At 64.7% G+C, this 14,184-nt stretch carries 6 protein-coding genes; 2 read left to right on the top strand and 4 right to left on the bottom strand.

The features are described from left to right. Positions 1–26: 26 nt before the first annotated feature. The gene (locus tag ABC729_RS21420) at positions 27–2,648 is read right to left on the bottom strand and encodes an autotransporter outer membrane beta-barrel domain-containing protein (RefSeq protein ID WP_495609639.1); all 2,622 of its coding nucleotides are present in this window, start codon (positions 2,646–2,648) and stop codon (positions 27–29) included. Positions 2,649–2,776: 128 nt separating this feature from the next. Beyond that, the gene (locus ABC729_RS21415) at positions 2,777–4,270 is read right to left on the bottom strand and encodes a tetratricopeptide repeat protein (RefSeq protein WP_495609638.1); all 1,494 of its coding nucleotides are present in this window, start codon (positions 4,268–4,270) and stop codon (positions 2,777–2,779) included. A 122-nt stretch (positions 4,271–4,392) separates the two neighbouring features. On the opposite strand from ABC729_RS21415, the gene ABC729_RS21410 reads away from it, so the two are divergent. Further along, positions 4,393–6,270 (top strand): O-linked N-acetylglucosamine transferase, SPINDLY family protein, encoded by a 1,878-nt coding sequence (locus ABC729_RS21410; RefSeq protein ID WP_495609637.1) that lies wholly within the window; start codon positions 4,393–4,395, stop codon positions 6,268–6,270. On the opposite strand, the gene ABC729_RS21405 is transcribed toward ABC729_RS21410, so the two are convergent. Both ABC729_RS21405 and ABC729_RS21400 read right to left on the bottom strand, forming a co-directional pair. Then, on the bottom strand, positions 6,248–8,020 hold the full coding sequence (locus tag ABC729_RS21405) for a tetratricopeptide repeat protein (protein ID WP_495609636.1): 1,773 nt from the start codon (positions 8,018–8,020) through the stop codon (positions 6,248–6,250). The genes ABC729_RS21410 and ABC729_RS21405 overlap by 23 nt on opposite strands. After that, positions 8,017–11,121 carry a glycosyltransferase gene (locus tag ABC729_RS21400; protein WP_495609635.1) on the bottom strand — a complete coding sequence of 1,035 codons (3,105 nt, stop codon included), beginning with the start codon at positions 11,119–11,121 and terminating at the stop codon, positions 8,017–8,019. Before ABC729_RS21400 ends, ABC729_RS21405 begins: the two co-directional genes overlap by 4 nt. Positions 11,122–11,185: 64 nt before the next feature. Between ABC729_RS21400 and ABC729_RS21395 the strand changes: the two genes are divergently transcribed. Beyond that, positions 11,186–13,930, top strand: a complete 2,745-nt coding sequence (locus tag ABC729_RS21395; protein WP_495609634.1) for a glycosyltransferase — start codon at positions 11,186–11,188, stop codon at positions 13,928–13,930. The last annotated feature ends 254 nt before the right edge of the window (positions 13,931–14,184 follow it).

The following is a 14,184-nucleotide window of genomic DNA, read 5'->3' as shown; positions in this document are numbered from 1 at the left end:
ATCCTGCTTCTGACAGCTTTGCCCTGTTACCAAGTAATACGCACCTGGGCGGTCAAAGCATGCTGTGTGCGGTTATCGCTCAGTTCTGCATCATAGCGCGCGGACAGGCGCATGTTGTCAGCAATTTCCATGGACAGGCCGCCACCCAGCACCGCCGTGTCGCGACCGGGGGCCGCCCCCCGTACCGTGAAGGCCTGCCCCAGCAGCGACTGGTTGGTGCTGTTACCGGGCGTGGACAGATCATGTTCCCACCGGGCCGACAGTTCGGGCACCAGCGTGCCGCCATTATCCAGCGCCACCGGTGTCGTAAGCCGCAGACCGACGCCGGCCCGCAGGTCAGCCTGGGCGTCGTCGGCCACCGTCAGACCGAAGACGTCGGCACCGCGTTCGGCGAACCCATCGACATCACTGCCGTCATAGCGCAGGAAGGCGCTGGGCGTGAGTTGCATACCGTCCAGATCAAGACGGTAACCCGCCTCCAGACCGGCCCCGATGCTGTGCCCGTTCGTGTCGCCGCTGGTGTTGCGCACCTGGGTGCCGATGGTGATGGTCCGGGCCGTTTGATAGCTGCTGAATGTCACCCCAGCTTGTGCATCCACGAACAGCGCCTCCTGGTTCCAGCCCAGATAGGTGCCGATATGATAGCTGTCGATGGAAACACGGCCACTGTCCTGGCGACCGGTCACACGGCTGTCGGCATAGCCGACGGCAATGCCCGCCCGCGCCCCTTCCTCAACCCCGATATCAGCACCGGCCATGGCGCCGGCCATGCGGTGACGGAAGCCGGGATTGTTACCGTCGCTGCTGGTGCGTGCCTTGTTGCCGAAGGCGCGGCCCCAGGCCTGCCAGCCCTGCTGACCCGCGCCGTGCAGCCCGCCCTGACGCGTGGCGATCATGCCGCCGAAGCCACGGCTGACATCGGTCGCCGCCAGCGGCAGGTTGGCACTGAACTCCCCCGACAGGGCGGACATGGCCGGCGGCAACGCCGAAATACCGAGCGGGATCAGCGCGTTGAAAATAGGCTGTGCCGCTGGGTTGCGCGCCGCCTCCAACGCATCCACGGCAGCGCCCACCGCGCGCTGATTGCCGGTCAAGCCGGCCAAGCCAGCGTAAGAAGCAACGCCGACGTAAAGATCGATGCTGTTGGCGCTGTACAGTGCCACGATCCGCCCGCTGGCGGGCAGACCGGCCACAGGCTGGGTGATGGTGGCGAAGGTACCCGTTACACCGCCTTCAGCCTGCACCACGCCCGTCAGGCGCTGCCCCAGGCTGAGCGTGTAGCTGTTGGTGCCAGCCGTTTCATCGGCAGCGTAGGTAATACCGCGCAGCACCGGGGTCAGCGTCACGCCGCTGCCGATTGTGTAGCCATTGCCGGCCCCCGTCACGATGACGCGGGAATAGTTCCCAGCCCCGTTGCCCGTTCCCGGCCCATCAATCTCCAGCACCAACGCGCTGCCGGTCTGCTGCGTCACGGGACCAGTGAAAGTCAGGGTGCCGGGGGAATTGCCAGGCCGGAGCGCACCGGCGACAGTCGTGCTGCCAGACACCCGCCCAGCACCGCGCAAGGTGCCCTGGGCACCCACGGTCACCGGGGCCGCCACCACGCTGTTCACGGAAAGCTGACCATTTTCCACCGCAATCGTGCCGCCCGTCAGGCCACCGGTCACGTTTGCCTGACCGCCATTGCGCACCAGGAAGCTGCCGCCCGCATTTTCGATGGCACCGGAGAAGGAGGTGCGGCCCGTGGTGGCCACCACGAGGGTGCCCAGATTGGTGATCTGGCTGGTGATCGCGTCCTGACCTGCACCGATCAGGGTGAAGGGGGTGGCCGCAGAGGCCGTGTTAACGATGCGGCCCGCCAGCCCGATATTCTGGCCTGCATTATCCAGCGTTCCCCCCGCAGATCCGACATTCAGCACCAGATTGACAGGTTGCCCCTGGCTGCCCAGGGCACCCGTGGTGCCGGGGCGCAGCGTGCCGCCATCGAAGGTCAGGGTGCGCGTGCCGGACAGGTTGCTGCCGCTGCCCGCCGCGTCATCGGTCGTGTAGAAGGCCTTGGTACGGTCGATCACAGCGCCAAGATTGGCGGTGGTGCTGGGCGTGCAGGTCGGGCACAACGCTACCGTGACATTGTCGATATTCTGTGCGGCCCCAAGGCTGTCAGCCACAAAGCGCAGGACCGTCTCCCCGCCAAACGCCTGGACATTGAAGCTGTAGGTCTTCCAGCCCGTGGGGGGCGCGCTGTCGCCGACATAATCGAAGATACGGGCATCGCCGAAATAGGCGCTCAGGCCCTGGCCGCCGTCGCTCTTATACTGAAACGTGATCTGGTAGCGATCACCCAGGCCCGTCGCCAGGGCCTGCGACAAAGTGTTGGTGGAGAACAGAAACTCCGCACTGTTGCCCTTGCCGTCGGCACCGACACCGGCCCGCAGGCCCGCCGGATCCGTGCCGGTCCAACCATCGAACGCCACAGCGTCCGAGCCTGCGACCGTTGTCGCAATCTCGAAATCACCGTTGCAGAGAATGGCGCCGGTGCAGGAAGCGGCATGGGACGGAGAGGATAGCAGAACCGGGATCGTCACGCTCATCAGCAGCGCCGCCTTGATGGTGGCCATGACCACCGACCGGCGAAGACATCCCTTCATAGTTCCCTCCCAAGCCCATTAACCAAATCTAACAGACAAAGCATGTTGGCCGCAGGCATACCATGCCAAGGCGGCACAATAACCGAAATTCCAGCTATAGTGCACAATCTATAGAAAATCTTATGATTTTATGAATTCTGACTGTGAACATAGCGTATCTTTCGGATAGCGCCATCAACTATGGCCTGAGCGATCCGGTCCATCACCGCTGCCCATTCCCCCTGTGACTCCGCGCGAAACACACATACGCAATCATACCAGACCGTTCGCGCGGGATCGTTCATCCAGCGCCAGTCGCCCAGGAACGGCAGCGCCAGGAAGGCCGGCTTTCCCATGGCCCCCGCCAGGTGGATCATGGCGCTGTCACAACTGATGACCAGATCCAGATTGGCAATGATGGCGGCACTGTCCAGGAAGCTGCCATGCTCCCGTTCACGCTCCGCATCCGGGAAAACTGTTATTGGAACGTGACCAGTCCAGTCGTTTAGCTGATCAATCCCCACATCCTGCTGCAAACTGAACAGGCGGACACCGGCTATAGCGGCAAGCGGTGCGAAAGCGGCGAGGGGGATGGAGCGGTCGGCACCGGCCGCCTGCCAGTTAATGCCGATGCGTACACCCCCGTTTCCGATTCGAGACGCCCACGCGGCCACACGGTCTGGCGGCGCATGCAGATAGGGAACCGACGCGGCAGGCACGGTTTGGGGTATGGAGCCGCAAAGTCCCGGCAGGCTCATCAGCGGTGCATGGAAATCCGCGTCCGGCAGCGGATCACCATGACAGATCAATTCATCAATCCCGGAAACACCGCGCAGGATATCGCGCAGCGTGGGCTGACATTCAAACAGGGTCCAGGCCCCCCGATCCTTCAACACCGCCATATAGCGAATGAATTGCAGCGTATCGCCCAGGCCCTGTTCGAAATGCACCAGGATGCGTTTGCCCGTCAGGTCGGAGCCGTCCCAGCGCGGTATGCCTGGCACATCGCGCCGCCAGCGCCATACGGACTGCCGGCACCGCCAGTCATAATGGGGCCAGCCCTGCCGCCAATCGCCCAGCTGAATCAGGCACGTACCCAGGTTCTTGTGATATTCGGCGCTTTGCGGAGCGAGGGCCACGGCCCGTCGATACCAGTGGGCGGCATCACCGACCCGTCCCTGCCGGCGCAGCGCCCCCGCCAGATTGTTGATGATTGTTGCCCCGCCCGGTTCCAGCAGTAGCGCCCGACGATAAGCACGCTCCGCCGCCACCGGCTGGTCCACGGCCATCAGGGCATTGCCGCAGCGGAATGCGGCGTCGGGAAAATCCGGCTTGATCGTCAAGAGACGAGACAACAGGGGCAAGGCCTTCTCTGGCTGACCCGATGCCGCGAGCAGACTGCCCAGCCGGAACAGGATTGGGGGATGATCGGGCCGCAGCCGCAGCGCCTCCGCCTGTACCGGCAGGGCTGCGTCGGCCTGTCCTGCATCCTCCAGCGCAATGCCCAGATTGAACAGGGCCACGGGATGAGCGGCGCAAAGGCGGACAGCGTCGGCGAAACAGGCGATGGCCTGTTGCAGATCACCGGCGGCATGGGCGGCCTGACCCGCCTCCATCGCCCGGCGAAAGCCCTCCCCGCTCATCGGCCCGCCCTCCCCGTCTATCTGCGGCTTCATGGATAGGCATGGACAAGTGGCTTGGCAATAGCGGCAGGTCCCGCCATGCTCCGCCCATCCCACCGTCTCGCATCAGGATGAACCCCGCTTTGCATGCCCCCACCCCTACCGATCTGCTGCGGGCCGCGATGGAGGCATATCACCGGGGGGACATGCTGGCGGCGGACACTCTGTGCGGGGACATTCTGCGGGACTGGCCGCATCATGTCGGTGGCCTGTTCCTGCGGGCTGTGCTGTGCATGGCAACGGGGGATGGTGAGGCGGCGGCCCGGTTGTTCCAGAATGTCCTGGCCCTGGACCCGGCCATCGCCGATGCCCATGGCAATCTGGCCATGATCCGGCAGCGCCAGGGACGGGCAGCGGATGCCGCCGGTCTTTTCCACCGTGCCAGCCTGTTGGCCCCGAACAATCCAGACTGGCGCATCGGCCACGCCCTGCTGTGCCTTGATCAGCCCAAACTGGCCCTTCGCCAGTGTCGGGCCGCATTGTCGCTGGCACCGGCATCAGCCACCGCCTGGCGGGCGTTGGGGCTAACGTTGCGGGCCATTGACCCGGCCAGGGCCGCCGCCGCCTTTGAACGCGCCGTCCGCCTGGACCCGTCGCTGGACGTGGCGGAAAGCGAGGCCTTTGCCTGTCGCCTGCAAATTGCCGACTGGCGTCAGTATGATCGTGACCGGGCACGACTTGAAAGCCGAATTGACAGCGATTACACTGTTCTGCCGCTGCTGACGCAGATTGCGGGGATATCATCTGCGCGACAGCGGCGGGCCGCCGAAACGGTCTGGCGACGGCAGGTGGCCTGGGCCCCCTCCCCCCTGCCGCCCCGCCAACGCCAGGATGGCCGCCTGACCGTCGCCTATCTGTCGGCGGATTTCCACGCGCATGCCACCGCCTATCTGATCACCGGTCTTTTTGAACAGCATGACCGCAGCCGGTTTCGCGTTCTGGCCGGATGTTATGGACATGAGGATGGCAGTGCCGCCCGCCAGCGCATACGCGACGCCGTGGACGGTTTCCACAGTCTGCGCGACCTTGATACCGCGCAGGTTGCTGATTGGGCGGCGGCACAGGGCGTCGATATCCTGGTCGATCTTAAAGGCTACACAGCGGGGGCACGGCTGGACCTGTTGTCGCGGCGGCTGGCCCCGATACAGGTGGCCTATCTGGGCTATCCCGGCACCATCGGGGGCGGTGCGATGGATTATCTGATCGGCGACCCGATCGTGACCCCCGCCGCCGATCAACCCTTCTACCATGAGCGTCTGGTCATCCTGCCACGCTGTTATCAGGTCAATGACAGTGCCCGCCCCCTGCCCCTAACCTCACCTGACCGGGCCAGCCTGGGTCTGCCGGCGGACAGTTTCATCCTTGCTGCCCTGAACGCGCCGCAGAAGATCACACCTGAAATGTTTGCCTGCTGGATGCGGCTGCTGCGCGCTGTGCCAGATGCCTGCCTGTTGCTCTTTGATCCAAAGGGCGCGGCAGCGGCCAACCTGCGGACCGCGGCGGCGCGGGCCGGCATCGACCCCGCCCGGCTGGCATTCGTCGGCCCGGCCCCGCTGGCGCAGCATCTGGCCCGATACCGCGTGATCGACCTTTGCCTGGATACGTTCCCCTATACCGGCCACACCACAACATCGGACGCGCTGTGGATGGGCGTGCCGGTGGTCACGCAGCAGGGTGACGGTTTCGCGGCGCGCGTGGCGGCCAGTCTGCTGCACGCTGTCGGCCTGCTCGATCTGATCACAGATGATGCTGCGGGATATGAAGAGCTAGCCCTCTCCACGATCCGTGACCGGGCACGAATTTTGGCGCTGAAAGCTCATCTGGAGAGGGTGCGTGGCACATCGGGGCTGTTCGATACAGCCGGGTTCGCCCGCGATCTGGAGCGCGCCTTTCGCCTGATGTGGGAACGGCACCTCGCGGGGTTGCCGCCAGAGACGCTTATTGTGCCGCCACAAGACTGACCAGCGCGTCACGGACGCGCATCATCACTGGCCCCCAATCGCCGGCCTTTTCCTGCCGAAACAGGCGCATGCTGGGATACCAGAATGTCTGCTCCCCGCTCTGCCGCCAACGCCAATCGGCATTCAACGGTAGGACGGTCCAGACCGGCCGCCCCAGGGCACCCGCCAGATGCGGCGGGGCCGTACAGGAACTGATGACAAGGTCCAGATTGGCCATGATGGCGGCCGTATCGGCGAAATCCGCGACCTGGGGCCCCAAGTCGGTGAAGTTCGCCCCCAAACTGCCGCCCAACCGTTCCATATCCCCCCGCCCAACGCCCTTTTGCAGGGCAAAGAAGGAGATGCCTAGTACGTCCAGCAAGGGCATGAAGGCAGCCAGCCCTGGTGACCGTCGGTGATCATCCTTGAAATCGGGATTGCCGGCCCAGACCAAGCCCACCTTTAAACCAACGAACCCTGCAAGCTGACGTGACCAGTCCGCGCTCAACGCCGGCTCAGTGGACAAGTAAGGCACCAAGTTCGGCGCTTCGTCCACTCCCAGCAGATGCGGCAGGCTCAGCAGGGGCACATGCGCATCATGGGGCGGCAGCGGGGCACCATGGATGATAATAGCCCCTATCCCCGGCAGGGTGGTGAAGATGCGGGCCAATGCCGGGGCGCATTCCACCACCACCCGCGCGCCGCGCCGCGCCAGCAGCGGCAGATAGCGGGCAAACTGAATACCATCCCCCAAGCCCTGTTCATCATGGACCAGAAGGGTCAGGCCCGCTGCGTCACCGCCGGCCCATGCCGGTGAGGGATAGTCACGCCGATGCGCGGGGAAGTCCCGCAGACGGGTGCGCCATTCATAGGCCGCGAAGCCGGCCCGCATCTCCCCCTTCAGCAGCAGACAGGTGGCCAGAAGCGTATGCGATTCCGCATGGTTGGGATCGGCCGCCAGTGCTGCGCGGCAGAATTCCAGGGCCTCATCAATCTGATTCTGGTTGCGCTTAGCCAGTCCCAGGTTCAACCAAGCATCGGCGAAATCAGGCTTCACCCGGATGGCCCGGTTCAGCCAGCGGACAGCTGCCGCGTCGCTGTCACCCAACTGTGACAGTGACAGGCCCATATTGTTCATCACCGCCGCTTCGTCTGGCATCAGGACCAGCGCCCGCTGATAGGCCGCAATCGCGTCGGCATATCGGCGCAGGTTCTTCAGCACGACACCCAGATTGGCATGCGCCCTGCCATCCTCCGGCGTCAGGCGCAGCAACTGCCGCCAGATCGGCTCTGCCTCCGCATGCCGGTCCAGGGCCATCAGGGATGTCGCCAGCAGAAAACGCTGCAAGGTGGCATCCGGCACCAGCGCGATGTAGCGACGCAATGGCTCCAGCGCGCCCGCATGGTCGCCCCGGTCCAGCAGCACGCTGGCCAGATTATGCTGGGCCATGTCCAGACCAGGGTCGATCAGGACCGCTTCCCGTCCCGCCACCTCTGCCTGATCCAGCTGGCCCAGGGCACGCAACGCCGCGCAGAGATTGGAAAAGCCGGCGGCGTTCTGATGCCTCTGCCGCAAGGAACGGGCCAGAAGGGGGACGGCGGCCCGTGCATCCTCCTGCAGCAACGCCGAGACGCCCAGCGCCATCAGGATGTCCGGGTCCTCCGGCCGCTGTTCCAGCGCCTGACGGAACAGCATCTCTGCCGCTGGCAGTTGCCCCGCATTCTGAAGTGCGATGGCCCTGGCCATGAGGTCGTTGGCGGTGACGCTCACCTGCCCGCCTCCGGCGCGATCCAGCCCATCCGCTCAAACTCGCCCCGGCGGGCACGCAGGGTTGCGGGGAAACTGTCATCAATGGGCACCCGCGTCAGAGCCGTCCACATGCCAGGGATGCCCCCCTCCTCAAACCGACCCGTGGCAAAGAACTTTTCCAGCCGGGCGCGGTTGACATCCCCGTCAAGGCCGAAACTGCCCATCATCTCGCGGTGAGCATAGGCACCCAGTTTGGCCAGGAACCGTTCCATCCCGCCCATCCAGGTAAAGTGCCAGCCGGCGGTGGGAATGGTCTGCCCAATCCCCTGCTTTGCCAGATAGCGCATATTGTTGGCCCCCACCTGCCGCACCAGCGCGAACGGGGCCGCCGCCACCGAAACCCAGGGGTCAGGTGCCCGCAGGTTCAGGAAATAGAGATGGATGTCCAGATGCGGGGCGAACAGCGATGGCCCGTCCGGCCCCGCCGCGCGCAGGCGCTGTATGGTTTCGGGCCGCAGGATTTCATCTGCGTCGCTGATCACGACCATGTCGGCGGGGCCGGCCTGGGTCAGGCCGCGCATGATCGCCTGACGCTGATGCCCCTCCCGCACCCAGGCGAAGCCACCGGGATCATCCTCCACCACCACATGGATGATCTTGTCAGCGTAGCGCGCAAACCGTTCGCGGTTCTCCGCATAGTAAAGCGGTTTGGGCGCGCCGGCATGGGTATAGGTGGCCTCCACCAGCACGAAATGATCAACCACCGGCGACAGTTCAGCCAGCCGTATGTCAAGCAGGTCCAACTCATTATAGAACTGGAAACAGTCGTACAGCTTGCGCCCTTCCGGCGGCGGGGTGGGCAGTGGCGGGGCACCCCGCCCGGTGGCGGCAAACCAGGCCAAAAAGGCATCGTAGCCCCGAAGTGAGCACCACATCACCGACCGCTCCGCCTCGTCATTCCCCTCCAGATGCATCAACCCTTCGATCTGCGCGATCAACGCCGATGCCTGTTCCTGCCAGCCCGCCCCCAGGCGGCCATTGGCCCCGTCGGTCAGGACCTGTCCCAGATTTTCCAGCAGCAGCCGCTGCGACAGCGCCATCCGCGCCTCTGCCAGACGCTGTCCGGCGGCAGGCCCCTGCTCCAGTTCCGCCGCCTGACGCAGCAGCTCCACCTGCTCCGCCCGACGTCCAGCCAGACGCTGTCTTGACGCGACCATGCGCAGCAGTAGTGCACGGCGGGCCGTCGGTTCCGGTGTGACGGCGGCCTGTCGGGCAAGGCTGGCATCGCCACCCAGCGCCCCAGTGATCAAGGCCATGGCATGGAAGAACGGTGCGACAGCGTCCACACCCTCGGCGGCCTGTGCGTTCAGTGCTGCCTGTTCCGCCGCATCCAGCCAAGTCTGCAGCAGCCCCCGCGTCTGTCGAGAGGACAGGATGATGGCGCTGTCGATCCGCAGCACCTGCGCCGCCAGTTCCAGGGTCAGCGCGTGATCGCCCAATGCCTGGGCCGCGATGGCCGCCGCCAGCCGGATGCCGGCGTCGTCGGGCGCCAGGTCTGCGGCCAGCAAACAGGCAGAAAGCGTCGCCGCCGCGTCATCCGCCGCCCTGGCCTGCGACGCCAGGTGCCGGACAGCGGCGGTCAGTTGGACGGTCCAGCCGGCATTATCGGACAGCAGTGGCTGTATCCCGCGCAGCGCCGCGATACGAGCGGCAGGCGATGTGCCGTCCGTACCTGTCACCACCCCGGTCAACAGGGCTGGCATCAGGTCCTGCCATTCCGCCGGGGGCAATGGCTCCAGGCGGCAGGCGTGGCCCAGGGACAGCAGCGCCGCCGTATGGTGCGCCAGCGCCGCCTGCACCTGCGCCAGCACACGCCAGACACCGGCATGGGCGGGGTCCAGCGACAATATCCGCTGGCACAGGTCGGCCATGGCGTCCTGGTCATTCAACGCCATGGGGCGCCGCAACTGACCCAGAAGGTCGGGGATCTTCTGGGTCAGCGGCTGCCAGCTGGCGGGGTCGGACAGAAATGAGAGCCAGCGCTGCGCCTGCCGCGTCCAGCCATGTTCAGCGTCAACATGCTGTATCTGCGCACGCCGGTGGTTCTCCGCCGCTTCCGGCTGTTCATGAAGGCGGCGCAGTTCCGCCACCAGGGCGTCGGCAAACCGGGCGGCATGCTGGCCTGGGTCCGTCGGCACGGGGATCAGCCGCGCGAACCCCGCTGCGGTTTCGGGTAGGGCACCCAACTGGCTTGATACGATAAGGCACCCCGCCGCCATCGCCTCCATCACACTGATGCAGGAGGTCTCGGCATAGCGGTTGGGGTAGGCCAGCGCCGTCACCTCCCGCAGGGCCGCCGCCAGGGCAGGCTGCGATACGCTGCCCACATATTCCACCCCCTCGATCGCCCGGCAGCGATCATAGAGCGCGGCGTAGGGATCACGCTCTACCGGCACGCCATAGGGTTCCAATGATGAAAATATCTTCAGCCGCGTTCCCGGTATCGCGGCACGGATCAGGGGCATCGCCGCCAGCAGCACATCCAGCCCCCGGAACGGTGTGCTGGTATAGGCCAGCACCGGCGGCCATTGTTTGGCGGCGGTGATGCTGTCCTTTGGCGCGAACAGCCCGGCAAAGCAGGGGGCCGGGGCGTTGCGGGCGATATGGCAGCGATGACGGGGAAGCCGGAACCGCCGGATATAATCCTCCCGCTGCCACCGGCTCACGAAAATGAATGCGTCCCACAGGCTGGCAACATCGGGGTCAGCCAGATTGGCGATGGCGGGCTGATCCCCGGCATGCTGGGTCCACAGCACAAACCGGCAGCCTCCATCACGGGCTGCGCGAAGGTTGCGCGCACTGTCGCTGTCGCAGCCGCCCATCACCACCAGCACATCAAACCGCGCCAACAGGGAAACGGGCATAGTGCCATAGTGTCGGCACATAACGCCGTCCGCCATCCCCGGCGCAGAGGTGCCGTTCACCAGTGTGACATCTACGCCCATCCGGGCCAGGGCAAGCGCCAGATAACAAGCGGCAGACTGCGTGCCACCCAACGGCGCAGCCTGCATTGTCTGCGGCGTGTAATCGCCAAATGTTGTGTCGAGGAAGGCTAGTCGCATGACCTTTTGAACCACAACGGCATTCAGCTTTTCGTTCCTGTTAGCATAGTTTGGTTGCTATGGAATGCGTGACGAGATCGGCATGGGCACGGCTATGCGAATGAACCCGGTGGAATGCCGCCGCCTTCTGACGGAAAACCCCGCCGATGCGACCGCACTTCAGCATCTGGCGGCACATCTGCGTGAGGCGGGCGACGGGCTGGCCGCGATGCGGCTGTTCCGACGCGCTGCCCGGCTGCATGAAAAGCAGGAGATCCTCAACCAGCAGATCGACGCCACGCTGCATGTGGCGCTGAACCAGATTTCCGCCCTGCTGGACCCCGGTCGGTTCGACGAGGCGGCAGCCCATCTGGAATGGTTGGCGACATTCATCCCGCCCTCCGGCCATCTGGCCCGGCTGCTGGCCACGGTCTGGCTGATCCTGGGACGGGAAGGTGATGCCATTGCCGTGCTGCCAAAGGCGGGTGCGGTCGCGCCGCCAGACAGTGGCATCGGAATCGCGCTGTCCGCACTTGAAACCCATCGCCAACAATATGGGAGCATCGGCACCGTCGTCATCCCGGCGTTCAAAGCTGCGAACACCATTGCCGAAAGCCTGGACAGTATCCTGACCACGCTGGCCCATTACCAAAGCGCCTCCGGCCGGGAAGATGCGCGGGTGCATATCGTGGTGGTGGACGATGGATCACCCGACGATACCGTGGATGTCGTCCGCTCCTGGGGGCGCGCGCATCCTGAACAGGGACTGACGCTCATCGCCAACAACCAGAACCGGGGTGCTGGCCGCGCACGCAATGCGGGTGCGGCGGCGGCGATGGGCCCCTATCTCTGGTTCCTGGATGCCGATGACCTGTTCCTGGACCGTCATTTCCATGTCACCGCCGGCGCGCTTGACGCCAATCCGCAGTGGGATTATGTGCGCACGGACATGCTGTTCGACCGGATCGACGATCAGGTCTCCAGCGCATGGCGCGACGCCTCCATCCGCACCTATCCCTGCAATCTCTGTATCCGCCGCGAAGCACATCTCCGCACCGGCGGGTTCCCGGAGGAAACACCGTTCTGGCCCGCCACTGCCGATGATGTCGCCTATTCCCGCGCCATCTCACAATTGTTGCAGGGCGTGAAGATCGGCATCAAGACAGTCTTCTACCGGATGAGTCCCGGCAATGTGCTGGACCGGATGCAGGCGGAAATGGTCAGCGGACGCGCCCCTGGAGAAGGAGCGAAAGTTGATGGCCGCTTCATGGCGATTGAAATTCTGATCCGCCGTCGTCTGCACGCGCTGTCCGTTGGGCCGGACGTGGGAAAACGCAACCGCACCGGCACCGCCGCCAGCTTGATGACCTTGGCCGGCGAGCGGACAGCGGCGGGTGATCATGCCGGTGCCCATGCCTTACTGCGCCGGGCCACGGATATTGATGCTGATCTGCCTGCCGCATGGTTCGAACTGGGCATGGCATCGCACCGCCTTTCGCGGCGGGCGGAGGCGAGATCCGCCTTTGCCCGGGCGGTTGGTCTGCATCCCCGTCTGGCACCGGCCCGCGTCAATCTCGGCCTGATACTGCTGGAGGATGGGGACGTGGCGGCTGCCCTGCCGCACCTGCACCACGCGGTGGAACTGGCTCCTGGTAACGCCAATGGGCGTTTCCTGCTTGCCCGTACCCTGCGCCGCCTGGGGCAAAGACAGGAAGCAGAAGAACATCTGAGAGTGGTCATGGCCGCCGAACCGACAAAAGTCGAGTATCAGGCGGAGTGGTCGGGTCTGTTACTGGAAATGGGTGACGCATCAGCCGCGCTGGCGGTCGCTGACCATGCCATCGCGCTGTCTCCCGGCCACTATGACGCGCATGCGGCGAAGGCCGCCGCGTTGGAGGCATTGGACCACAAGCCTGAAGCGCTGGCCGCCTGGGATCAGGCCATCGCCTGCAATGCCGGTTTCGGAGAGGCCTTCACCCGCCGTGCCCTGTTGCTGCTGGAACGGCAATGGGGACTGGCACCAGCCCCTCGTGAACCGGCAAGCACGCCGGAGCGGCGGCTGGCCCTGACGCGGTTGGGCAGCAATGGCCGGTTCGGCAACCAGATCCTGCAATATGGCGTGGCCCGCCTTTATGCCGAACGCCATGGCCTGACCTTGGAAACGCCCCCCTGGATCGGGCGGCATCTCTTTGACCTGGATGACCCACTGCCGGGACCTTCACTGCCACGCCTGTCGGAGGAAGAGGCCGGGCTTGCCGCCGGCCTGTCGGCCAATGCCGCAGCGGACGCCGCCGGGCATGACATCGACGGCTATTTCTGCGGCGATACCGGCCCCCTGGCACCGAATGCCGCTACGTTCCGCCATATCTTCACGCAGGGCCAGCGCTGGCGCGACCGTTTCGATCAGGTGCAGGCGCGACTGCGGCAGGCCGGCGACACGGTTGTCTGTCTGCATCTGCGGCGGGGTGATTTCGGATGGGGGCCGTTCTGGATCGCACCCGAAGCCTGGTATCTGGAATGGCTGGACGGGCTGTGGCCCACCCTGCGCAATCCCGTTCTCTATATCGCGACCGACGATCCCAGCCTCATCGCCGCCTTTGCACGGTACAGGCCCGTCCCCTCGCTTGGCCTGCCACCTGTGGATGGGGCTGGTTTCCTGGATGACTTCCAGGCCCTGTGCGCCGCCGATGTTCTGGCCATTTCCAACAGCACATTCTCCTTCACCGCCAGTCTGCTGAATGACCGCGCGGTGGGGTTCTGGCGGCCGGACCGCGCGCAATCAGGCCTCGTAACCTACCAGCCCTGGGCCTCACCTGTCCTTTTGGGGTAACTCATCAAGATCAGCAATTTTCTCTGTTAACAAGTACACATTAACCGATTTACACCAAAAATAAGAAATCAAGAAGTTTGGTTAAAATTTATCTTTTTCTCTGGCTTCCTATCCCAAGGAATAGTTCAGAACCCTTATCGCCCCCGCCCACGTCTCCCCGCAATCTGCGACATGTATCCCGAAGATATACCTGTAGTCTGCTCGCCTGCTGGTTTTTATGTTTCCGTCGCCGCACCGATAGGGTAATACGACAG

Source organism: Niveispirillum sp. CC-CTL257 (assembly GCF_059489915.1).
The sequence above is the reverse complement of the archived record's forward strand: the minus strand, read 5'-3'. Positions and strand labels throughout refer to the sequence as shown.

What these genes read in the sequence shown, in the direction of transcription:
- ABC729_RS21395 (WP_495609634.1), top strand. Translation starts at nt 11,186, where the DNA reads ATGCGTGACGAGATCGGCATGGGCACGGCTATGCGAATGAACCCGGTG.
- ABC729_RS21420 (WP_495609639.1), bottom strand. Translation starts at nt 2,648, where the DNA reads ATGAAGGGATGTCTTCGCCGGTCGGTGGTCATGGCCACCATCAAGGCG.
- ABC729_RS21400 (WP_495609635.1), bottom strand. Translation starts at nt 11,121, where the DNA reads ATGCGACTAGCCTTCCTCGACACAACATTTGGCGATTACACGCCGCAG.
- ABC729_RS21415 (WP_495609638.1), bottom strand. Translation starts at nt 4,270, where the DNA reads ATGAGCGGGGAGGGCTTTCGCCGGGCGATGGAGGCGGGTCAGGCCGCC.